Below are 22,197 nucleotides of genomic sequence, written 5' to 3'. Positions count from 1 at the left end.
TAAAAAAAACTGAATAACCCTTTGGGAGGAGCCCATGTTAGAAACCATAAAAAAAAGTCTGCTCACCGGCGTTGGAATGGCCTTAAGATCTAAAAAGGAAATTGAATCTTTGGCCAAGGAATTTGCCCAGCAGTCCGAGATGAACCAGGACGAGGCAAAAGCCTTTTTGGACGACTGCCAGACAAAATACGAACAGGCCAAATCCGATCTGGATAAAAAAATCGAAACCGCCATTGAATCCATCCTCAAACGGCTGGACCTGCCCAGCAAGTCAGATATCGAGACCCTGAACAAACGAGTGGACACCCTGACCCAGCAGTTGGAAAAAAAGGATTAGTCCCCAGAACGTATGCTGAGCATCAAGACCATTACCAAGGTCACCAAGCGGTACCGGCACCTGATCCGGTACCAGCAGATCATCGGTATTATTCTCAAATACGGGTTTGAAAATATTATCGATGCCATGAACATGGACTATTATATTGAGTCCAGCCGTCGTCTTATTCCCTTTACCAAGCCCCATGAAAAGGTAAAAAAGCTCTCCAAAAACCAGCGCATACGACTGGTTTTAGAGGAGTTGGGCCCCACCTTCATCAAAATGGGGCAGGTGCTCTCCTCCCGGCCCGACCTTGTCCCCCTGGATCTGACCAAAGAGCTTGCCAAGCTTCAGGATAATATTCCCTCGTTCGGGTTTGACCAGGTCAGCCAGATCATATCTTCGGAATTTGGCAAGCCATGGGAAGATATTTTTTATTCCATTGAAAAAACCCCCATTGCCTCGGCCTCCATCGGCCAGGTTCACAGGGCAAAACTTCCCCAAGATGCACCCATTGCCGTGAAAATCCAGCGTCCGGGCATCAGGAAAATCATTGAGGTGGATCTGGAGATCATCCACTATCTTGCCTCGGTCATGGAAAACAATATCCAGGAAGTGGCCATGTTCCGCCCGGTGAAAATTGTGGAAGAATTTGCCAAAACCCTTGAAAAGGAACTGGACTATACGATCGAGGCCGCCAATATGGAACAGATGGCCGAACAATTTCAGGATGATCCCTCCATTCATATTCCACGGGTATACCGTTCCCAGTCCAGTGAACGGGTGCTGAGCATGGAGTTCATCAACGGAATCAAGGCCGATGATATCAACGCCATTGACCTGGCAGGGCTTGACAGAAAACAGCTCACCCGGGCCGGGGCGGATTTTATCATGAAACAGGTCTTTGAGTTTGGATTTTTACATGCCGATCCCCATCCGGGAAATATTTTTATCCTAGAGGATCAGAAAATCTGCCTGGTGGATTTCGGCATGACCGGATTTGTGGACCAGACCACAAGGGAAATCTTCATTGATCTGCTTCACGCCCTGGCTTCTAAAAACACCAAGATGACCGCCCGCCTGCTCTGCGATCTGGCAGAATTTGAGACCTCCCCGGACATGGGCCGTCTTGAAAAAGACATCGCCATGTTCTCGGCAGTTCATCTGTCCAAGTCTTTAAAAGAGATACACCCCAGCCGCATGGTCCACCAATTTCTTGAACTCTGCTCAGCCCATGAACTGCGAATCCCCCCGGACCTTTTTTTGATGATCAAGGCCTTTATTTCCATTGAAGGGGTGGCAAGGGTGCTGGACCCGGAGTTTGACATGATCAACCATGCAAGGCCCTATGTCAGGGCAGCCACCTTGAATAAATATTCAATTCCCCGGCTGCCCCGGGATATTGCCGGAATTGCAAAGGAGACCTTTTCCCTGATCCAGAGCCTGCCCTCTGACACATCACATCTCATTGCCCAGGCCAAACAGGGCAAATTAAAAACCATTATCCAGATTGAGGGGCTTGAAAAAATAATGATGACCCAGGATCAGACCTCCAACCGGATCTCCTTTTCCATTATCATTGCGGCATTAATTCTGGGTTCGGCCGTGGTCTTGAACTCAAAGATCCCCCCCCTGCTCTTCGGGGTCTCTGTGATCGGGATCTTGGGTTTTCTGGCCGCTGCTGTCATGGGAATCTGGCTATTGGTGGCCATTATCCGAAAAGGCAGGCTTTGACCTCTATGATAAACGTTCAACAAAAAAACCAAACAAATCCTGGTTTCCCCGCATTTTCAATCGCTTTATTCATTTGCATTATTAACCCTGGGCAATTGTTTTTTTAAGACGCTTTATCAGCCCGCATATTTCACAAAGCGTTTTTGCCTTAGCTGCAAGGCACAGACCGAGAAGCCGTAGTCCTTTACTGCGAGCGGACTGTAACCCAGCAGATGAGGTAAAACGCTTTGCCCGGAGGGTGACGTTTTGCATAATGGAAAACGACTTAAAAAACGACACAACCAATTATAATAATATAACTTTTTGGTAAAATACTTAAAATATTCGGATTAGACGAACAAGAGGCTTTGCACTTGTTTTGCTGATGAAATAGGGTTGGAAAAACGCCAGATACAGGTAAGCCGCTCAAATGATGAACCTGCACTTTTTTTTATAAATATCAATCTCGGTCCTTTTCATAGGGATACCAGTCCGAATCTCTCAACCGGTCGACCTTGAGTATGCCGATTTCGTAAGAAAGGGTATTAAACACCACTTTTCTGCCGACGGAACCGCCCACATCCTCTGAAACAATCTTAATCCGCCTTTTATTTAAAACCTGTCTTGCGGTTTGCAAATTATCTTTTCCAATATCCTTGGCAGTAAGGTCGGCATTAAATGCCCCGCCAAAGACCTGGGCCTCGAGATGGGAGCGTTTCGAGCCTTTGTTCAGCATCATTTGTATCAGGGCCAGAACAGCAATATTGCCGTAAACAGGGGTGGATTTAGATTTTGCATCTGACCAGGGAAACAAAAAATGATTCATCCCCCCGATTTTGAGCCGCTTATCGTAAAGGCTGACTGAAACAGAGGAACCTAAAACGGGCGCATTCCCATTTTCCCGGTTTTAAAAAGGCCTGTCTTTTAGAGCAAAAAGAATGATATCCTCTGTTACGCTGAAATGAACATAAATGGATTGTGCTAATGAAGAAAGCTGAAGATTGTAATACTGTTGATGAAGTCCTTGCATGCCTCAAAGAACTGGAAGAAGATCCAAATCGCTTGGTTCGTAACGCTAACGAATTAGAACAGATGGAGCAGGAAATCCTTGAGTATACAAATCGGATAAGCGCCTTTTTTTTAAAAAAAAGATCCAGGCCTCAGTAGATTCCTCTGAACAGGTCGACCAAGAAAAAGAATTGATGTCCAATTGGCCGGGACGGATGAAAAGCGAAGGGCTTGAGACCGTTTGGATTCAGCTTTGTACAGATAGTTCGGTTGATATTCATGTTCGATACTATCGAAGGTCCTGTGACCGCCGAAAAGGAAAAAGATATAAAGGTGCATACGCTGGCTTAATCCTTCTTGGAATCCATGATCGCTGCTCGCCTGCTTTGGCTTCTATGGTGAGTTCTTGGTCAGCCTTATTAAGTTCTTTTGAAGAAGTCCGTCAAGTGCTTTGTGACCGTGGGATGACGTTGGGTATAAAGGTCATCCGTAAACTGACCTATCGGTACGCAGAGCGGGCTCGAGCCGAACAACAAGCGGGCCGAATCCCATTAAATGATAGAGATTTACTTGAAGGGCGGCGAGTCGTTATCAGCACTGATGGTGGCCGCACTCGGCTCAGAGAGAAGAAAAGGGGACCAAAAACCCAAAAGGATAGAACCCGATTTCGTGGGAATGTTCAGAATTCTGTGTCACGGTTTCGGTTCCCGGATCTGCCTCAGCGCCAGCGGAAGTAAAAGTCAGGTCCGAGAATGGGCCTTCAATCAGCCACGTCGGAGGAGTTGACTTTTGCTGGAGTGGAGTTCCTGGAACCATCTTTTCCATCTGTAAATAAATCCCTATCAAATTCCCAGCTCTTTATCCAGCCGGCCTTCAAAGAAAATTGCCAACTGGGAAATTGTCAGTGACCAATTTTGAATCGGCATTGTCCATTTTTTACTGGCGTTCTGGATCCCCATGTAAAGCAGCTTTAACAGGCTGTCCTGGTTCGGGAATGATCCCTTTGTTTTGGTCAGTTTTCGAAACTGTCGATGCACAGCCTCAATGGTATTTGTGGTGTATATTATCCGTCGAATCTCTTCTGGATATTTAAAGAAATGACTGAGGCGTTCCCAGTTGTTCCGCCAGGATTTTATCACAATCGGGTATTTGTCATTCCATTTATTTTCCAAGATATCCAGTTCTTCTTCGGCCAGATCCTTATTGACCGCTTTATAAACACGTTTTAGATCTGCCATAAATTCCTTTTTATTTTTGGAACCAACGTATTTCAATGAATTTCGGATCTGGTGGACTACGCAGAGTTGAACTTCTGTGTCCGGGAATATGGTCTCAATGGCCTCGGGAAAACCTTTTAGACCATCAACACAGGCAATCAGGATATCTTTTACCCCTCGGTTTGAAAGGTCTGTTAACACCTGCAGCCAGAAGTTCGCACCCTCATTCTCGGATATGTACAGCCCAAGAACCTCTTTACGGCCCTCGATATTCACCCCAAGAATTGTGTAAACGGCCTTGCTGCCGACCTTTCCGTTTTCTCGTACTTTATAATGTATGGCATCAAGCCATACGATTGGGTACACATTTTCCAACGGCCTGGCCTGCCATTCTTTGACGGTATGGATGATTTTATCGGTAATGGTGCTCAGAGTGGCATTTGAAATCTCAAGTCCATAGATTTCCTGTAAATGGGAAGCCATATCATTATAACTCATGCCCAGGCCGTAAAGGGCTATTATCTTTCTTTCAATTTCATCGCTGAGCGTTGTCTGATGTTTTTTGACGATCTGTGGAGAGAAGGTTCCGGCCCTGTCACGCGGGGTTTCCAGCTCAAATTTACCATCCAGGGATTTAATGGTCTTTTTGCTTTTTCCATTACGGCGGTTGGCAGAAACTTCCTGCCCGAGATGGGACTCCAACTCTCCTTCAAGAGCAGCTTCAGCAAGATTTTTGATTAATGATGTAAGGACGCCGCCCTTACCTGTGAAGGGTTTACCTTCCTGGATGCCTTTAAGGGCTTTTTGAAAATCAAATTCGGTGTTTTCTTCGGTCATGTCAGTTCTCCTTATTTAGCTGAGTATATCAGCTTTCATTCAACTGACACAGAATTTTGAACGCCCTCGGTTTTTATTATTATCCCAAGGGGTTAATTATATCACTTGGGCCATACTAATTAAAAAGAGTTTAAAATGCAAAATCAGTGATGTCCGGTTAGGTTTTTGCTTGCTCAATAATTTTTTGATCTTTGACAATATTGTCCCTGTTTGAACTATGAGAGCCCTGCTCCTCGCAGCCAAACAGGTCATTTAGAATGGCGGTTCGCAGCTGCCGAACTCTTTTGATCGTGACCTTTTCATTAAACTGTTTTTGGCAATGGATTGCCAGTAACAGGTAAGTGATAAGGCCGCCAAGAATCTGAACCATAAGGCCGTATTCACTGCGGGCAATGAGATGATATACCTTCAGATGTTCTTTCCACCATTTGAAAAAATCCTCAATGGTCCACCGGAGTTTATAAATTGTTGCTATTTGTTCCGCTGTTAAATCATGCCTGTCAGTTGCCACATAGTATTTGACGCCAGCAATTTTATAGCCAACAACCCGAACAGGCCTTTTCGTCTGGTTTTGATTCGGAGTACCAAGTTTAACCAGTGCATCATAAAAAATGTAGCTGTCGGAAGGGGTCTCGTGGTTATCAATAATTGTTCTTGTTGTCCTGGTTTTTATACGGCAGACAAAATGTTTGCCTTGCTCCTGAAGCAGGTCAAATTCTTTATGGGATTGATATCCACGATCCATAACACCTGTTTGCCCCTTGGAAAGTATTTTGGGAACAAAAGTGCGTTCAGCGCCGTTGCCTTCAGTCAAAAAGATTTTGTTTGGGATTCCGTGATTAATGTCAAATCCGCAATGTACTTTGGCTTTTTTACTTCCTTTTCTGTAGTTCGCCCAGTGCATTGAAAGGACTGCATTTATGAGACTACCGTCAATGGAAACCAACTCTCCTAACTCGGCGTGTTCACCCGGATGACACTCAAGAGCCTGTTTATAAAGATCCTCAAAGATAAATTGCAGTTGTTCGAGTCCCCTGTGATTGATGGCTTCACAGAAACTACTACGGCTGATACCACCGTCTGGCGCAATATTTTCTTTAGCAAAAACATTCTCCTTGAGATCCTGAATTAAATGTCGGGCAGACTTGTGCTCCTGAAGATGGAAATAAACCAAAGCATTTATCTGGTCTTCGAATGTCATTTTTAAAGGGCGGTCTCCTCGAGATTGTAATTCCGGTGCTTTTGAAAGTGACTTTATCAGAGGGCACCTGAAATTGTCAAAGTTCAGGGACCGTAGTTGTTTTTTAGGGACTGAGATGTGCGTCATTTGAGCTCCTTGAGTTAAATTTTCAAGGCGCACAAAAATTTTTACGCACATTTGTCAACACAAAACAGACTGTTTTTTCAATGATTTTAGATGCTTTTTATACGCAACAACCTAACCGGACACTACTGAGACAAAATACTGTTTGTTGCAGATGGGGCACATTGGATTTGGAATCGAATCCCCGGACTGCTAAAAGCATTGGGTTTGGCTCCTGAGCGTGTGTATGAACTTCTCGATTTCTACCATGCAGTTGAGCATCTGGGTACAGTAGCAGGCTTAAGGAAGACCTGGTCATCCAAGGAACGCAAACGCTGGGTATCGAAGCAGCGAGGTCTTCTGCTGAAGGGAAAGGCGATTGAGGTGGTACAGGCCGTCCAGAAGCTTTGTAGAGGCAGAAACAGTAAGACTATCAAGACGGAACGGGATTATTTTGTGCGCAATGAACTGAGGCTTAATTTCTCAACTGTAAAAGCGTTGAACTTACCTATTGGCAGCGGTGCTATTGAAAGTTCGATTCGGAGAGTCGTGAATTTACGTCTTAAAGGTCCATGCATCTTTTGGTATCGGGAGAATGCAGAAAAAATGATTATGCTGCGATCATTTTATAAAGCAGGGCGTTGGAACTGCCTGAAGCAGATGGCAAACATGCACAATCCAGTGCCAGCGGTATAACCGGGAAAATGGGAATGCGCCCCCTAAAACCGTGGAAATTAAGGTGGGCGTCCCGGGCAGGTAAATAAAACCGGGCTTTAAATAATAATCTCTGGTGACCGGGGTGGTTGATTGTCTCGCCATTGGGATATTCTGTCAAATTATTGGTTTTTTTGACCTTTTTTACCGCATTTATCCTGGGTTATCAACCCCGGCACTGACAAAAAGCCAACCAGGGCAATCCCGAGGGCCGGTAAACGCTTTAACCGATCCGCTTTCAGGCAAAGACCATGATGCAGACCCAAGCGCATCAAACCCAAAAATCAGAACCGAATAATTAAGGTCCCGTGTCCTGGGGTGTCAAAACCTTCGGCCCGGACACCACCGCGTCAGCTCGGGGTGTTTTGGATCACCCCGCTGTTTAGACCGATGCAATCATAGGGAAGGACAATTGTGGGTAAACAAAAAAAAGGCTATTCCCGGTGATGACCCGGTTTTGTTCACCTTTCGGCTCTGATAAGACCCTCACCATTATACCCTTTTATAAACTTGCCAATGGCCTGATGTCTGTGGTAATAATTGACTCCATAAATAAATGAAGCATCCTAATGAATAAAGGGTTAAAACCATTCTGAATATCCGCATCGGGCATTTAAATATTATCGATCACCTGATATTGGGACTTGCCCTGCCTGAACTATCAGGGACGACACATATGGATGTCGAACTGCCCCAAGGCATCCAGAGGATTGCCATGAATTCATGACACAGGCTTTACAATGGATTTCAGTCCAATGAAATCAATGCCGCCTTTATGAATATTCCCATGGCCATGGACCTTTTTGATGCAGGCCTGGACATTTGTCTTATTATGCTGGTCCACAGGGCAGGCAGCCGGATGGTCAATCACCCCGGTATTAACAAAATCGGCGAATTTCAAGGAAAAAGCCTTCTCATTCCCCACACCCTTTCGGTTCAGCATATGCTCCTTCACCAATTCATGTCAGCCAATGGGATGGTTCTGGAATCATCTGCCACCACAGCAGGTGTTTTGGCAGAGCCTGTTCCTCCACGGCTCATGCCCGAAATGATGGCCCTGGACCAAGAGGGAGACATTGCAGGATTCATGACTGCAGACCCCTATGGCACGCTTATGGTTGACCAGGGATATGGCGCCCCCCTGCTCACCTCACAGGATCTTTGGGAAAACCATCCCTGCTGCGGATTTGTTGTTGAAAAAAGGCTTGTGGACAAAGAGGGCAGCGCCCTCCTTGATCTGGTACGCCTCTTTTTCAGGACAGCGGCCGCCCTTGACACTTACACCAGGGGAATTGAACCTTTGGACGAAAATATTCTTGATCTTGCTGCAGCATTTTTAAACCAGCCCCAAACTATTACGGCAGAAGCCCTCAAGGCATCCAGGGTCAAATTCACCCCAGCCCTTTTGCTCCCCGACCCCGACCTTCTCAATATTGTAGGACGTTATATGAGTGATTCCATGGGGATTTTGTCAGGCAATACCGATCTGGACGGTTTTATTAAACCGGATCTTGCACAAAAAGCCCTGGGGGAACTGGCCCCTTGAAAATAGATATTGAAAAAGTAAACAAAGCCTACAACCACCAGAAAGAGAACAACGGTCTGGTGCTAAAGGATATTTCCTTTTCCATTGATTCAGGGGATTTTGTTATTATCCTGGGCGAATCCGGATGCGGCAAGACCACCCTGCTCAATTTACTGGCAGGCCTTGAAACCCCGAGTTCAGGACGAATCTGCGTGGACGGCCAGCCCATTTGCGGCATCCACCCGTCAAGGTCCATCATTTTCCAGCAGCCGGCCCTGATTCCCTGGCTCAACGTCTGGGACAATGTGGCCTATGGATGCAGGATCAGACATGATGTTCAGGACCTTGATTACCGGGTGAGTCAATTTTTGGAAATCATGGGACTGACAGGGGCGGCCAAGGTAAAACCCAGCCAGCTTTCCCTTGGCATGGCCCAAAGGGTATGCCTTGCCAGAGCCCTTGTGGGAAGGCCCTCTGCCCTTTTGCTGGACGAGCCATTTGCCTCTTTGGATACCTTTACCCAGGCCCATATCCAGGAAGAGATGACCAATTTATGGCTGTCTGAACAATTCACAGCCGTGTTTGTCACCCACGACATTGACGAAGCCCTCCGCCTGGGAAATAAGATTGTGCTTTTGGCAGGGGAGCCTGCCAATGTCACCCAGATATTTGAAATTAAGGAACCATACCCAAGGGACAGGCAGGATCCGACAATCAAGGAATTGCGGAAAAAAATCCTGGACCGGTTTAAACATGCGTACCTGGCCAAACGGAGCCTGATATAATGTCTTTAGGTCCCAAGATCAAACCCCATGTATCCCGCCGGTCATTTTTAAAGACCGCGGCAGCAGCGGCAACGGCAGCGGCCTGTGCGCCTTTGATCATGCCCGGAAAAGTGCTTGGAAAAAAGCCGCCCATAAAATTGGGATATCTGCCCATCACCGATGCCACCCCTTTGCTTGTGGCCCATAGCCTTGGGTATTTTGCCCAGGAAGGCCTTGAGGTTGAACGCCCGGTAATGGTGAGATCCTGGAAGGTGCTCAGCGAATCCTTTCTAGCCGGAAAATTCAACCTCACCCACATGCTTTTTCCCATTCCCGTGTGGATGCGGTTTAAACAGGGCGTCCCGGTCAAGGTCCTGGCCTGGGACCACACCAACGGCTCTGCCGTAACGGTCCGGGGCGATTCCCCAATTCATCAGTTCAAAGACCTTGGCGGACGTCAGGTGGCCGTTCCCTCATGGTATTCCATGCACAATCTGCTCATGCAGATGGGTCTGAGCGCCCAGGGACTGACCCCGGTGATCCAGCCCCAATCCGCTCCCCTGGCCCCCCATGAAACCAACCTTTTTATCCTGCCCCCACCGGACATGCCCACGGCATTGCTGGGTAAAAAAATTGACGCCTTTATTGTGGCTGACCCCTTTAACGCCCTGTCCCAGGAAAAATTTTCAGCCAGGATCATGCGTTATTCAGGAGATATGTGGAAAAACCACCCCTGCTGTGTTATCGTAACCCATGAAAACCTGATCCGACAGGACCGGGCAAGGGTTCAAAAAGCAATGAACGCCATTGTCCGGGCCCAGGCCTGTTGCATGAAGAACCCAAAAGAGACCGCCCATTTACTCAGCAGGGATGGAGAAGGATACTTGCCCTTGCCGGAAAAAGTGCTGGCCCGGGTCTTTGTTCATCCGAAAAAAACAGAACTGACTCACCCGGATTGGGAGGTGGAAAGAATCGGATTTCAGCCCTATCCCTTTCCCTCTGCCACAAAATTCATAGTGGATCAGATGAAAAAAACACGGGTGGAGGGGAATACACAATTTTTATCAGGCCTTGATGCCAATGCCGCAGCAAAAGAACTGGTGGATGACTCCTTTGTTCTAAAAGCGCTGGACAAAACCGGAGGGATCAGGCAATTTGGCCATTTTGATATGGAAAAACCATTTGTCAGGGAAGAAATCGTTGAAATCATTTAAACGAAATTTCCATCGAAGCTCAAGGCAGGTCGGTCTGACCCCCCTTTTTACCCGGGTCTGGTTTGGGTGGAAATACGAACTTTTCGGCTTTTGCCTATTTGCCGGGGCCTGGGCCCTTGCTGCAGGCCTGCTCTTTACCCGGCCTGAATTTTCCCAGTTTAACGGATTTTTGCCCGGTCCCACCCTGGCCGCCCTTGGAAAGGCCTTTCAAACTCCCAAATTATAGATATCTGTATTTACAAGCCTTCGCAGGATTATTGTGGGAATTGCCATTGCCTCGGTTATCGGGCTTCCCCTGGGCGTATTAATTGGATTTTACCCCCGGCTGAGAGGCCTTTCCTATTCCTCTGTCCAGTTTGTGAGAATGATCAGCCCTCTGTCCTGGATGCCCATTGCCCTGCTCTTATTTACAAGCTTTGAGTCGGCTGTATATTTTTTGATTGTAATGGCCACCATTTGTCCTATAATACTCAATACGGCCATCGGGGTTATGCAAATCAATCCCCAATGGATCAAAATGGCTCTGAACCAGGAAGCCAATAATGTTCAGCTCATACGAACCATTGTTATTCCCCATGCCATCCCCCATATGATGGCCAGCTTGAGACTGGCCCTGGGCGTGGCTTGGATCGTATTGGTTCCGGCTGAATTTTTAGGGGTATCCAGCGGCCTTGGATACCTGATCAATGATGCAAGAGATACCATGGAATATGATAAACTCATGGCGATGATCATTGCCATTGGTATTTTGGGATTTATGCTGGACCGGGCCTTTCAAAGGATTCAGCTGGTCCTGGAATGAATAAAATAATTTACGAAAAAATATTAATACCATGTATGATTTAAGGAGTATTTTATGGCGGTAGATCCAAACATTAAAATTGTTGTGGCTGACGATTCTGGAACCATGCGGATCATGTTCAAACAAATCCTGGGAAAAGCCGGTTTCACCAACCTTGTCATGGCAGTGAACGGGGCAGACGGAATCGAAAAGGTCAAGGCGGAAAAACCAGATCTTGTCATCTCAGACTGGAACATGCCCCAGATGGACGGCCTTGAATTTCTCCAGGCCCTCAGGGCCACGGAGGAATTTAAATCTCTGCCTTTTATCATGGCCACAGCCCAGTCGGATAAGGGCCAGCAGATGCTCATCATGGATGCCGGCGGTAATGCCCACTGCCCCAAGCCCTTTGACGAGGCCCAAATCACCACGGCCATTAAAAAGGCCTTTTCAGGGGGAGCCGGTGAGACCCAGCGGGTGAAAAAACAAAGATCCACCATTGGCGGACGGGTGGAACTGAATGTGGCCCATATCCAGATTACCGACCACCTGGCTTTGGGTGCTCTAAAGCACAGAATTGACATAGGAGAGGTGGAACCCGAACATTTTGATTTGACCACCAGTCTCAAGAACGGATGGAACCCTATCCAGGAAGGCCTTGAAAACGGAGAAATTGACTGCGCCTTTGTGCTTGCCCCCATTGCCATGGATCTCTTTGCCTATGATTCCCCCATCAAACTGGTATTATTTGCCCACAAAAACGGTTCAACCTTTGTCAGGTCCAGGCATTACGACTACAGGTTTGATTCCCTTCAAAGCTTTTACAAGTATAAGGTCGTGGATATCCCCCATAAAATGAGCGTCCACCATATGCTGGCCCACAAATTTTTAAAGGAACTGGGACTTAAACCCGGAGTGCCGGGTAAAAAAGCCATTAATGTACGATTTGAGGTGGTTCCCCCCATTAAAATGCCCGAAATCATGAAAGAAAACGAGGATGTGGCAGGATTCATGGTGGCCGAACCCGTGGCCACAAAAGCCATTAAAGGGGAGATCGGCAATCTGGAATTTTATTCTGCCAACCGGTGGGAAGACCATCCCTGCTGTGTTGTGGCCATGCAGGAAGATTTTATCCAGGATCATCCGGAAGCGGCCCAGGAATTTGTCTCCCTGCTGGTGGAAACGGGCGAATACATTGAAAACGATAAAAACAGGGCCGCCCAGATAGCGGTTAAGTTTCTGGATCCCCAGGGAAAAATGGGGCTCAATCCCCAGGTATTGCAAAATGTTTTTTCCCAGCCCATGGCCATCCGCTGGGACGGCCTTTATCCCGAAGCCCGGGATTTGGATGTAATTCAAAAATACATGCACGATGTTATGGAAATCGGGAAAATCATCGACCTTGACAGCTTTATAGAAAACAGCTTTGCCAATACAGCCTATAATATCTAAAGCGAGGTGCTTGGATGAAAATTACAGACCCTGAAGTTATAAAAAACGGAGAAAAGGATTTGATCGACTCTGTCCAGAAAGACCTGGACCTGGACGCGGTCAGAGATATCCTCAAAGAACGGATGGCTGTAGCTGCCTTGGGATCAAAGGGTGGCCAGATTGTGATCCATGATAACCAGATTGCTTTCAGGCTTGATTTTGAAGTCAATTTAAGCGGCAGCCTCCTCTTTGACCGGGAAGGAAATTTCATTGACACCCCCCTGGGTGACCCGGAAGCCCAGGATCAGGATGCCCAAAATCAGGCGGATCTGGATATGCCGGATCTGGAAGACCTGGCCGAAGCAGACCTGGAACCCAATGATGATGAGTCAGAAGCCGACTTTGCCCTGCCCGAAATGGAAGATATTGACAATGACACGGCCCTGGATGAAGAGATGAGCCCTGAAGGGGACCTGGTGGACGATATTTCCATAGACCTGCCCGACTATGACCTGGAAGATGATGATCTGCCCGGTGATGGTCTGGAAGATGACCCAGACCCGGAACTGGAGCTTGAGGCCTTGGAGGAAGAAGAGTGTTTGACAGAAAATCTGGAACTTGAGCCAGAGGATAACAATGGGATTGACCCGGAGGATCCAAAGGCCCAGGACCTGGATGACGACATTAATGATATCCTCAAGGAAAGCCGGGACTTCTGGGAACAAAAAAAATAAGTCCTAAAACAGCTTAAGATCAGAGGAAGCGCCATGCCGGTTGTCAACATTGATGAACTCAACGAAATCATGGGCAATGATGCCGAACTTATCCAGGAATGCTTTGCCGATTTTCTCGTGGAATACCCGGGCATGATCAAAGCGATCAAAACCGCCATAGAGACAGAGCAGTTTGTGGAAATTGACAACAATGCCCACAAGATCAAAGGCTCGCTTAAATACCTGGCTGCCGATGCCGCAGCCAATGCCGCATATACCATTGAAAAAGCAGGTCAAAGCCAGGACCTGGAAGGCATTGATGAAAAACTGGCCATGCTTGAAGCCGAATGCCAAAAGGTGATTTTGTTCATAGATGAATGCCCTTTTTAAGGTTCCCCAATCCATGGGTTTTGGGATTTAAAAGGCTGCAGGGGCCATCTCTTTTGAAAAAGGATCTTCTCTTGAACTCAGATGGTCAGCAGACCCCGGGGGGCATTTCACCATGGGCCAGACGACGGTTGATCTCCTGGATCACGGGCAATAGATCCCCGGCCTGCTCAAGCACATAATGGGCATTGGCAGCCTTGAACGCCTTTGTAATCGTTTGAATTTTAGCCCTGCGCACCCCAGGATCCAGGACCTCGAGATCTTCCAGGGTCAATCCCATTTCATTGCCGGTCCTGGTAATGCCCACGGTCCACATGCCCGCATTCAGACCTTCTTGAATATCAGCAATGGTATCCCCGACTTTGACCATGGCCGCCATGGGGTATACCCCAAGGGCTATGGCGTTAAGGTAGCACATCCAGGGAAAGGGCCTTCCCTGGGGCACATCAGAAGAACAAAAAACAGCATCCGGAGCATATCCTTTATCCCGGGCAATGGGCACCAGCACATCCATCATCTCTTTGACATATCCTGTGGAGGAACCGATTTTTATGTCCATATCCCTTAGGGCCTGGACCGTCGGGACAACTCCGCCAATAAGATCCCCATGTTTGCAAATGGCTTCCCCCATAAGCCGCGCCGTTCTTTCATAAAGTTTATCCACCTCAATTTGCCCGGGCAAAGCCCCGTATTTTTCCTGCCAGGCCTTTGAGACCGAGTCCAGGGCGCACAATTTTTGAATATGTTCTTTTTTCTCAACCCCCATAAATTTACGGGCCTCCTGGGCGCTGATCTCAATACCCCGTTCTTTGAACACCTCCACAAATACGGCGGCAGGCCCCATGCACCCGTGATCCACCACTGTGCCGGCCCAGTCCAAAACAACGGCCTGAACAGGGCCTGAATACCTGTTTTTGCTGACAGACAGACTCATGATTCTCCTTTATATAAATGGCTTGTATTGGACAATACTAAAATTTTCAGGGGGGTACACAAAAAAAGATTTAAAACCCCCCTGACCTGGCATAACAATTTAGCATTGACAGGTACACAAGGGTATACTAAAAAATTCATACTGACCAGTCAGTTTATTTTTAGCAAAGGAGAGAGCATACAAAAAAATACGACACAAATCTATGAATACCGATGGGTTATTCTTCTGGTTTATGCCCTGATCACCGCCGTGATCCAGATCCAATGGCTGAGCTTTGCCTCGGTGGCCAGAGAGGCAAAACTCTTTTACAATGTCTCTGCCCTGTCCATTGATTTTCTCTCTTTAATCTTCATGGGCGTATTTTTAATTGTCTGCATTCCAGTCTCCTGGGTCATTGACACCCTTGGCCTGCGTACGGGCCTGAGTATCGGTGCGGTACTGACCGGGATATTCGGGCTCATGAAAGGCCTATTTCCCCACAACTATACTCTGGTGGTCATTGCCCAGACCGGCCTGGCCGTGACCCAGCCCTTTATCCTCAACGCTGCCACCAAGGTGGCGGTTCAATGGTTTCCCCTCAATGAAAGGGCCATTGCTGTTGGCATTGCCACCCTGGCTCAATTTGTGGGCATCATCATTGTGATGATCCTCACCCCATTGATGATCCACACCCCAACCCCCGGGGTCTATGATCTTTCGTCCATGCTCATGACCTACGGCCTGATCTCAGTTGCCAGCGCCCTTATCCTGGTGGTTTTTCTCAGGGAAAAACCGGCCAAAGCCCCGGAAATATTTGAACCGCTGGAACGGCTGGGCATCGCCCAAAGCTTTGGCCACATCATGGCCCAAAGGGATATGAAATACCTCTTCCCCCTGTTTTTCATCGGCCTTGGCATCTTTAATGCCGTTTCCACCTGCATCGACCAGATCTGCCAGCAAAAAGGGCTGACCATGGAACAGACAGGAATTGCAGGCGGAATCATGCTGGTGGCCGGCATCCTCGGGGCCCTGATCCTGCCCCAGTTTTCAGACCGGCTGAAAAAAAGGCGGGCCTTTATCATCCTGGCCATGGTTGGAATGACCCCCGGGCTTGCAGGCCTGGCCTTTTTCAACGACTATGAACTATTGCTGAGTTCTTCATTTGTCCTGGGGTTTTTTCTTCTCGGCGCAGGGGCACCTGTAGGGTTCCAGTATTGCGCGGAAATCACCTGCCCGGCACCGGAATCCATATCCCAGGGCCTGCTTTTGTTCATCGGCCAGGTTTCGGGCATTTTATTTATCCTGTTCATGAACCTGGCAGGCATGAAAACGGCCATGATCATTTTCGTGGGGCTGACCCTGATTAATATCATCTTAAGCACTGCCCTGAATGAATCCAAAACCATCCTGGCCGCCAGAGAGCAGAAGCAATGATTTCACCCTTAAATACCCAATCTAATGTTACAAAGATCATGATAAATTTACCGGGGGGTACTCAGACTTGTCTCCTTGAACAAGAATGCTTATCAGATTGACGGGGTGGTACAATAAAAATCCAAATGGTAATATCTAACAATACGATCATTTTAAATTTTTAGGATATGCCCACGGCTCAATCATTAAAATTCGACATCATAACTATATGACAGTCATTTTTTTTAAAATGAACTTGTAATCAATCTCAAAGTCGGTTTAATCTCCAATATTGTTAATTTTTATAGTCTCTAATTTTAGAACTTAAACTTCGCACAAAATGCTGCGCCTTGATATCTCTAAAAAATTGTTATCGGCGATAATATAGTTGAGTTTTTCCAGTTTGAATTCTCTCCCCAGTTTTAATTTCTTTTCCAGTTTTATGTCACTCTCCAGTTTCGTTTTCGTTTCCAGTTTTCGTGTTAAGAACTGGGGAATAGCCCCCCCAGTTTTAGAATTTAAATATTTTCTTAAGTTGCTGAAAATGTAGTTGAAAGTGACAAGAAAAGGGCGTAAGGTGAACGCAAATAAACATAAATAAAGGGGACCTTGATTATGGCAAAAAACAGATTGTTAATAGCTGGGGAAAAATCAAATTGGGAGGTTATGTTTTTTTTGCTTGTTGACAAGATGGTTCCATTCTTAAAACCCAATGGTGATTTTGATCGTCAGGACATTGTAGGTGATCAGGGGATGCCGTTCGTTTATAAGACTCTTGGGGCATGCGGTTATGAAGTAGACAAAACCCTTGAAAAATCTTTGCAAGGAACAATCAATCGTATGGTAAAAAAAGGCTATATCCTGGCAGATTATGGAAGATATACCCTTCGTCAGATCGGTTATGAAAGAATGTGTAAAATTCGAGAAAAATATTCCCCTGAAAAAAAGATATTTATTGGTGAACTTAAAGAAAGTTTGGAATATTTTGATTCTTTGTCAGAGGCCGGATGCAAAGATATCATTAAAAAACAGGTTCATCCGATTAATGCGTACCTTTTATTGTGAAGGTCCAAAAGTTTCAACCTGAAAAACTCCGAATCCCTGTATCCATAAGCTTTCCGTTTCATGGTTTTTATCTTGTTATTTGTCCCTTCTAAAGGACCTGTAGATATCCTGTAATCATAGTATGAAAGGATTCTTTGCCTGTGCACAGCCAAGGTCTTGGCAAATTTCATCAACATTGGAATTTTGGAAATATTGGCCAGATTGATCCAATTGCTGACTATCTTTTCAGCTGTTTCTTTTTTCTTTTGATTCCATATTTGCCTGAGTTCCTCTTTCATGTAGTAGACTACCAATAGCGGCTGATTTATTTTCAATGCTTCTTCTAACCGTTGGGCCTCCTTCTTGTCATCACTGAGGTTTTCGGGATTTTTTAACAAAAGCCACCGGACTCCCTTCAGAAGTTTTTGTTGCCCGGTATTGGCAAGAAGGTTGTAGAGCTTTCGCCTGAAATCCGACAGTTTCTCATTGAACAATTTAACAACATGAAATCTGTCAAAGACAATTGCTGAACCAGAAAGATTTTCAATAACAGCACTCAAGTATGCCGGGGACATATCGATGCTGACGGCTTTGATTTTTGCTTTCGATATTTTCACTTTTGTCCAAAAAGATTTCAAAGCTTCACCACCTTTTCCTTCTCCCACGTGCAGAATTCTACCGGATTCCAGATCCATCACGATGGTCAAGTATTTATGCCCTTTCCCTATGGAAATTTCATCTATGGCAATCTGCCGGACTTTCTCAAGGGGGATATTTCGATAACGCCTCAGCAGGTCTTCTTTCTGGATCTGCTTTATCGTATCCCAGCTGATCCTTAAATGGATGGCAATATCTTTGATTGTCATGAACTGAGACAACTCCAAGACATACCGTTCAAAAGCCCGGGTATAGCTTTTCCCCTCCTGGGCAAAGGATAGTTTGATTTGCCGGACAAATTGACAGAACGAACACCAAATTCTCTGGATAGCCGTCCTGAGAATCACGGGTTTTGAACCTACCGGTATTGTTCTGAGATCTCTTGTCACAATCCCTTTCCTGGTGACGGACCTGGAATTACATTCCGGGCATTTTACCGCCTCCGGTTTTGGTATGAGTTCAAAAGTGATTATTCCACCGATGAAACGCGTTGTTTTATAAAAGTAGTCACGAAGGCCAAAGGCATGGTATATGAAGCTTGTGGACATTAATTCATTCTCCGATTTTGTGCGAATAACACAAAAAAATTAGAACATGATCATGTTCACACCATCATTTCAAGCATAAAAATCCTTACTGTGTTATTGCCTTCCCAGTGATGTTTCTCAGTCCAGGTACGCGATTTTCTGATGAACCAAAAAACAGTACTCATCAGAAATTGCAGACGCGTTGGAAAATAAAAATAAATGTAAGGCCTTCTTAAAAAGTGTCGTTAAGATCGGGAAACATGTCAATTAAAAAATATTATAGTGGGGGGCAAATATGAAATCTAAAAACGGGTGTCCTTTTTGTAGAGATAAAGTTATTCAGTTAATTAAAGCATCACCAGAGGAAGGGTTTCAGGCGCAATGTGATAACTGTGGTGCCCGTGGTCCAATTTATGCTGATGAAAAATCAGCTCATGAAGGTTGGGAGCTTGGAATAACCCATCTTGATGAAAGGATGAGAACGGATTTATAATTCAGATAACTTTTTAATCCGGCCGTCCGTGGTCATCTTCTGCAAGGTTAATTTCCCCTTGGAAAACAATTCAAACCACTTCGGCCCCAAGATCCCCTTTACAAAGTCCGGGTCTGTCTTCAACTGCTCTTTCAGCTAAGCATATAAAGGTACTGGAACCACAGTTAATAGTGTTGGTATCGAGGGCGTTCAAAATTCTGTGTCAGTTGAATGAAAGCTGATATACTCAGCTAAATAAGGAGAACTGACATGACCGAAGAAAACACCGAATTTGATTTTCAAAAAGCCCTTAAAGGCATCCAGGAAGGTAAACCCTTCACAGGTAAGGGCGGCGTCCTTACATCATTAATCAAAAATCTTGCTGAAGCTGCTCTTGAAGGAGAGTTGGAGTCCCATCTCGGGCAGGAAGTTTCTGCCAACCGCCGTAATGGAAAAAGCAAAAAGACCATTAAATCCCTGGATGGTAAATTTGAGCTGGAAACCCCGCGTGACAGGGCCGGAACCTTCTCTCCACAGATCGTCAAAAAACATCAGACAACGCTCAGCGATGAAATTGAAAGAAAGATAATAGCCCTTTACGGCCTGGGCATGAGTTATAATGATATGGCTTCCCATTTACAGGAAATCTATGGACTTGAGATTTCAAATGCCACTCTGAGCACCATTACCGATAAAATCATCCATACCGTCAAAGAATGGCAGGCCAGGCCGTTGGAAAATGTGTACCCAATCGTATGGCTTGATGCCATACATTATAAAGTACGAGAAAACGGAAAGGTCGGCAGCAAAGCCGTTTACACAATTCTTGGGGTGAATATCGAGGGCCGCAAAGAGATTCTTGGGCTGTACATATCCGAGAATGAGGGTGCGAACTTCTGGCTGCAGGTGTTAACAGACCTTTCAAACCGAGGGGTAAAAGATATCCTGATTGCCTGTGTTGATGGTCTAAAAGGTTTACCCGAGGCCATTGAGACCATATTCCCGGACACAGAAGTTCAACTCTGCGTAGTCCACCAGATCCGAAATTCATTGAAATACGTTGGTTCCAAAAATAAAAAGGAATTTATGGCAGATCTAAAACGTGTTTATAAAGCGGTCAATAAGGATCTGGTCGAAGAAGAACTGGATATCTTGGAAAATAAATGGAATGACAAATACCCGATTGTGATAAAATCCTGGCGGAACAACTGGGAACGCCTCAGTCATTTCTTTAAATATCCAGAAGAGATTCGACGGATAATATACACCACAAATACCATTGAGGCTGTGCATCGACAGTTTCGAAAACTGACCAAAACAAAGGGATCATTCCCGAACCAGAACAGCCTGTTAAAGCTGCTTTACATGGGGATCCAGAACGCCAGTAAAAAATGGACAATGCCGATTCAAAATTGGTCACTGACAATTTCCCAGTTGGCAATTTTCTTTGAAGGCCGGCTGGATAAAGAGCTGGGAATTTGATAGGGATTTATTTACAGATGGAAAAGATGGTTCCAGGAACTCCACTCCAGCAAAAGTCAACTCCTCCGACGTGGCTGATTGAAGGCCCATTCTCGGACCTGACTTTTACTTCCGCTGGCGCTGAGGCAGATCCGGGAACCGAAACCGTGACACAGAATTCTGAACATTCCCTTGGTATCTGCATTTGGAAAAGGAAACAATATACATTAAATCCCTGATTCCTTGCAAACCCAAAAACCCAGAGAATAATATAAATCTTTTCGAACATGAATATCGGTAAACTACACTTAAAAGTCAAAACCATTTTGATATCATCAATATATTTATTAAGCCGGATTACCCCCTTTAAAGATCCTTTTTTTCAAGCACAGGCCAATTGTTTTTCAGGGCATGGGATTTGAGCTTTGGGGTGGGATTTACGGCATGGGGATGGCCCACACAGGCCAGCAAGGGAATATCTGAATGATGGTCTGAGTAAGCATAAGAGGCACTGAGATCAAGCGTTTTCTCCCTGGCAACAAAAAGGGCAATCTCTTTTTTCCTCTCCTGGATGCAGATTTTTCCCAGGGCCTGCCCCAGGCATCTGCCCTGGGGGTCAAATTCAAGTTCCGTACAAAAAATATCATCCGGATGAATAACCGCGGCCAAAGGGGTTAAAAGATGTCTGGTGGCAGCGGAGACCAATACAATGACATCTCCTCTTTGTTTGTGGGCTTGGATTCGGGCAAGCATATGATTAAAAAAGCGCTGGCTCACCACCTGATCAAACAAATTTCGGCCCTGGGCAGCAAGGGATTTTCGGGTCCTGCCGGTATAGGTTTTTAAATAAATTTCATTCTGGCGGCACAGGGAACACCTCCCTGCCCTTGCCAAAACAGAGGCGGCCAGTACAGGGAAAAAACATAGGACAGGCTTTATGGCAAATTTTTTTTGCTTCAACACAAACCAGGCTTCCATGGCCTGGGTATCCCCCTGAATCAGGGTATTGTCCACATCAAAAAAAGCGGCTGACACGCCTTTATTGTCAGGGGTTTTGAGAATTTTCTGATTTTTATTTTTGTATTGACTGGTCAGTTTTTGCATTGACAGAAAATCCCCTGTCGAATATAATTATCCTTGCAATTAATCAGGTAAATCCACCCTAAAATCAAGGTATTTAAAATAAAAATGGCATTAAACCACGAGCAAAAAAAAGAAAAAATCATACATGCCGCAGGCATTGTCTTTTCCAAAAAAGGCTTTCACCAGGCCAAGATGGATGAAATTGCCCAATTGGCACAGGTGGCCAAGGGCACCCTTTACTATAATTATTCAAGCAAGTCCAAACTCTTTGGCGCCACAGTCACCCAGGGTCTGAACCAGATCATGACCACCATTGAAAAAGAGCTTGAATCAGACCTGCCCTTTTTGCTCCATTTTAAATCCATTGTTTCCACCATGATCCGCCTTTACATTGCCAATGGCGAAGTCACCCAAATCTATGCCAATGAAATGTCTTCGGGCATTGACGACCAGGTCAGGGTTGAGATCAAAGGGGTGCGTCACCAGTTTAACACCTTTATTGAAACCCTGCTCAAGGAGGGCCAGGAAAAAGGGTATTTAGGCCCCCTGCCCCCGCATCTCTCTGCCATGGCCATCATCGGCATCATTGATTCTTTGTGCAGCCATTACCTGGAAAACCCGGATCAGGACTCAATGGACAAGATCATTGAAACTGTTTTTACCATCCTTTCCGCAGGCCTGGTCTCCCCCAAAACCCCATAGGA

The 22,197-nt window shown here is 46.0% G+C and carries 22 protein-coding genes and 1 pseudogene; 17 read left to right on the top strand and 6 right to left on the bottom strand.

Features of this window, described 5'->3' with window-relative positions:
- The first annotated feature begins 34 nt into the window (after positions 1-34).
- Together HUN05_11980 and HUN05_11975 are read left to right on the top strand one after the other, a co-directional pair.
- Complete coding sequence (locus HUN05_11980) at positions 35-337, top strand: phasin family protein (GenBank protein ID WDP85761.1); 303 nt, start codon at positions 35-37, stop codon at positions 335-337.
- Between the two features lie 12 nt (positions 338-349).
- Positions 350-2,050 carry an AarF/ABC1/UbiB kinase family protein gene (locus HUN05_11975; GenBank protein WDP85760.1) on the top strand — a complete coding sequence of 567 codons (1,701 nt, stop codon included), beginning with the start codon at positions 350-352 and terminating at the stop codon, positions 2,048-2,050.
- A 439-nt stretch (positions 2,051-2,489) separates the two neighbouring features.
- Here HUN05_11975 and HUN05_11970 read toward each other — a convergent pair whose 3' ends face one another.
- Entirely contained in the window at positions 2,490-2,855 is a 366-nt protein-coding gene (locus HUN05_11970; GenBank protein WDP85759.1) for a chemotaxis protein CheD, read from the bottom strand.
- Positions 2,856-3,013: 158 nt separating this feature from the next.
- Between HUN05_11970 and HUN05_11965 the strand changes: the two genes are divergently transcribed.
- Together HUN05_11965 and HUN05_11960 are read left to right on the top strand one after the other, a co-directional pair.
- The gene (locus tag HUN05_11965; protein ID WDP85758.1) at positions 3,014-3,196 is read left to right on the top strand and encodes a hypothetical protein; all 183 of its coding nucleotides are present in this window, start codon (positions 3,014-3,016) and stop codon (positions 3,194-3,196) included.
- A 56-nt stretch (positions 3,197-3,252) separates the two neighbouring features.
- Positions 3,253-3,774: a hypothetical protein gene (locus HUN05_11960; protein WDP85757.1), complete on the top strand. Its 522-nt coding sequence runs from the start codon at positions 3,253-3,255 to the stop codon at positions 3,772-3,774.
- A 105-nt stretch (positions 3,775-3,879) separates the two neighbouring features.
- Here HUN05_11960 and HUN05_11955 read toward each other — a convergent pair whose 3' ends face one another.
- Positions 3,880-5,091 (bottom strand): IS256 family transposase, encoded by a 1,212-nt coding sequence (locus HUN05_11955; GenBank protein WDP85756.1) that lies wholly within the window; start codon positions 5,089-5,091, stop codon positions 3,880-3,882.
- Between the two features lie 157 nt (positions 5,092-5,248).
- Positions 5,249-6,418 (bottom strand): IS4 family transposase, encoded by a 1,170-nt coding sequence (locus HUN05_11950; GenBank protein ID WDP88043.1) that lies wholly within the window; start codon positions 6,416-6,418, stop codon positions 5,249-5,251.
- A gap of 198 nt (positions 6,419-6,616) precedes the next feature.
- Between HUN05_11950 and HUN05_11945 the strand changes: the two genes are divergently transcribed.
- The 8 genes and pseudogenes from HUN05_11945 to HUN05_11910 all read left to right on the top strand — a co-directional run bounded on the left by HUN05_11945 (position 6,617) and on the right by HUN05_11910 (position 13,926).
- The gene (locus HUN05_11945) at positions 6,617-7,090 is read left to right on the top strand and encodes a hypothetical protein (protein WDP85755.1); all 474 of its coding nucleotides are present in this window, start codon (positions 6,617-6,619) and stop codon (positions 7,088-7,090) included.
- A gap of 793 nt (positions 7,091-7,883) precedes the next feature.
- Positions 7,884-8,654 carry an ABC transporter substrate-binding protein gene (locus HUN05_11940; protein ID WDP85754.1) on the top strand — a complete coding sequence of 257 codons (771 nt, stop codon included), beginning with the start codon at positions 7,884-7,886 and terminating at the stop codon, positions 8,652-8,654.
- The gene (locus HUN05_11935; protein ID WDP85753.1) at positions 8,651-9,418 is read left to right on the top strand and encodes an ABC transporter ATP-binding protein; all 768 of its coding nucleotides are present in this window, start codon (positions 8,651-8,653) and stop codon (positions 9,416-9,418) included. The genes HUN05_11940 and HUN05_11935 overlap by 4 nt, the downstream gene beginning before the upstream one ends.
- On the top strand, positions 9,418-10,611 hold the full coding sequence (locus tag HUN05_11930; GenBank protein WDP85752.1) for an ABC transporter substrate-binding protein: 1,194 nt from the start codon (positions 9,418-9,420) through the stop codon (positions 10,609-10,611). Before HUN05_11935 ends, HUN05_11930 begins: the two co-directional genes overlap by 1 nt.
- Positions 10,598-11,413, top strand: a pseudogene (locus tag HUN05_11925) (ABC transporter permease). Before HUN05_11930 ends, HUN05_11925 begins: the two are co-directional and overlap by 14 nt.
- 54 nt (positions 11,414-11,467) lie before the next feature.
- A complete protein-coding gene (locus tag HUN05_11920; GenBank protein ID WDP85751.1) occupies positions 11,468-12,844 on the top strand; it encodes an ABC transporter substrate-binding protein in 1,377 nt (458 codons plus the stop codon).
- A gap of 14 nt (positions 12,845-12,858) precedes the next feature.
- Positions 12,859-13,557, top strand: a complete 699-nt coding sequence (locus HUN05_11915; GenBank protein WDP85750.1) for a hypothetical protein — start codon at positions 12,859-12,861, stop codon at positions 13,555-13,557.
- A 33-nt stretch (positions 13,558-13,590) separates the two neighbouring features.
- The gene (locus HUN05_11910; GenBank protein ID WDP85749.1) at positions 13,591-13,926 is read left to right on the top strand and encodes an Hpt domain-containing protein; all 336 of its coding nucleotides are present in this window, start codon (positions 13,591-13,593) and stop codon (positions 13,924-13,926) included.
- Between the two features lie 85 nt (positions 13,927-14,011).
- Here the strand turns inward: HUN05_11910 and HUN05_11905 are convergent, their stop codons facing one another.
- Positions 14,012-14,857 (bottom strand): phosphonoacetaldehyde hydrolase, encoded by an 846-nt coding sequence (locus HUN05_11905; protein ID WDP85748.1) that lies wholly within the window; start codon positions 14,855-14,857, stop codon positions 14,012-14,014.
- A 177-nt stretch (positions 14,858-15,034) separates the two neighbouring features.
- Here HUN05_11905 and HUN05_11900 point away from each other — a divergent pair, with 177 nt between their 5' ends.
- Positions 15,035-16,270, top strand: a complete 1,236-nt coding sequence (locus HUN05_11900; GenBank protein ID WDP88042.1) for an MFS transporter — start codon at positions 15,035-15,037, stop codon at positions 16,268-16,270.
- Between the two features lie 594 nt (positions 16,271-16,864).
- Positions 16,865-17,314 (top strand): hypothetical protein, encoded by a 450-nt coding sequence (locus HUN05_11895; protein WDP85747.1) that lies wholly within the window; start codon positions 16,865-16,867, stop codon positions 17,312-17,314.
- On the opposite strand, the gene HUN05_11890 is transcribed toward HUN05_11895, so the two are convergent.
- The gene (locus tag HUN05_11890; GenBank protein ID WDP85746.1) at positions 17,284-18,498 is read right to left on the bottom strand and encodes an ISL3 family transposase; all 1,215 of its coding nucleotides are present in this window, start codon (positions 18,496-18,498) and stop codon (positions 17,284-17,286) included. The genes HUN05_11895 and HUN05_11890 overlap by 31 nt on opposite strands.
- 274 nt (positions 18,499-18,772) lie before the next feature.
- Between HUN05_11890 and HUN05_11885 the strand changes: the two genes are divergently transcribed.
- Positions 18,773-18,970 (top strand): hypothetical protein, encoded by a 198-nt coding sequence (locus HUN05_11885; GenBank protein ID WDP85745.1) that lies wholly within the window; start codon positions 18,773-18,775, stop codon positions 18,968-18,970.
- A gap of 249 nt (positions 18,971-19,219) precedes the next feature.
- Positions 19,220-20,431, top strand: a complete 1,212-nt coding sequence (locus tag HUN05_11880) for an IS256 family transposase (protein ID WDP85744.1) — start codon at positions 19,220-19,222, stop codon at positions 20,429-20,431.
- A 345-nt stretch (positions 20,432-20,776) separates the two neighbouring features.
- Here the strand turns inward: HUN05_11880 and HUN05_11875 are convergent, their stop codons facing one another.
- Positions 20,777-21,514, bottom strand: coding sequence for an HAD family hydrolase (locus HUN05_11875; GenBank protein WDP85743.1), 738 nt, complete (start codon positions 21,512-21,514; stop codon positions 20,777-20,779).
- Positions 21,515-21,598: 84 nt separating this feature from the next.
- Between HUN05_11875 and HUN05_11870 the strand changes: the two genes are divergently transcribed.
- Positions 21,599-22,195 (top strand): TetR/AcrR family transcriptional regulator, encoded by a 597-nt coding sequence (locus HUN05_11870; GenBank protein WDP85742.1) that lies wholly within the window; start codon positions 21,599-21,601, stop codon positions 22,193-22,195.
- Positions 22,196-22,197 lie beyond the last annotated feature (2 nt).

The sequence above is a fragment of the Desulfobacter sp. genome (assembly GCA_028768545.1).
Classification (GTDB): domain Bacteria; phylum Desulfobacterota; class Desulfobacteria; order Desulfobacterales; family Desulfobacteraceae; genus Desulfobacter.
The sequence above is the reverse complement of the archived record's forward strand: the minus strand, read 5'-3'. Positions and strand labels throughout refer to the sequence as shown.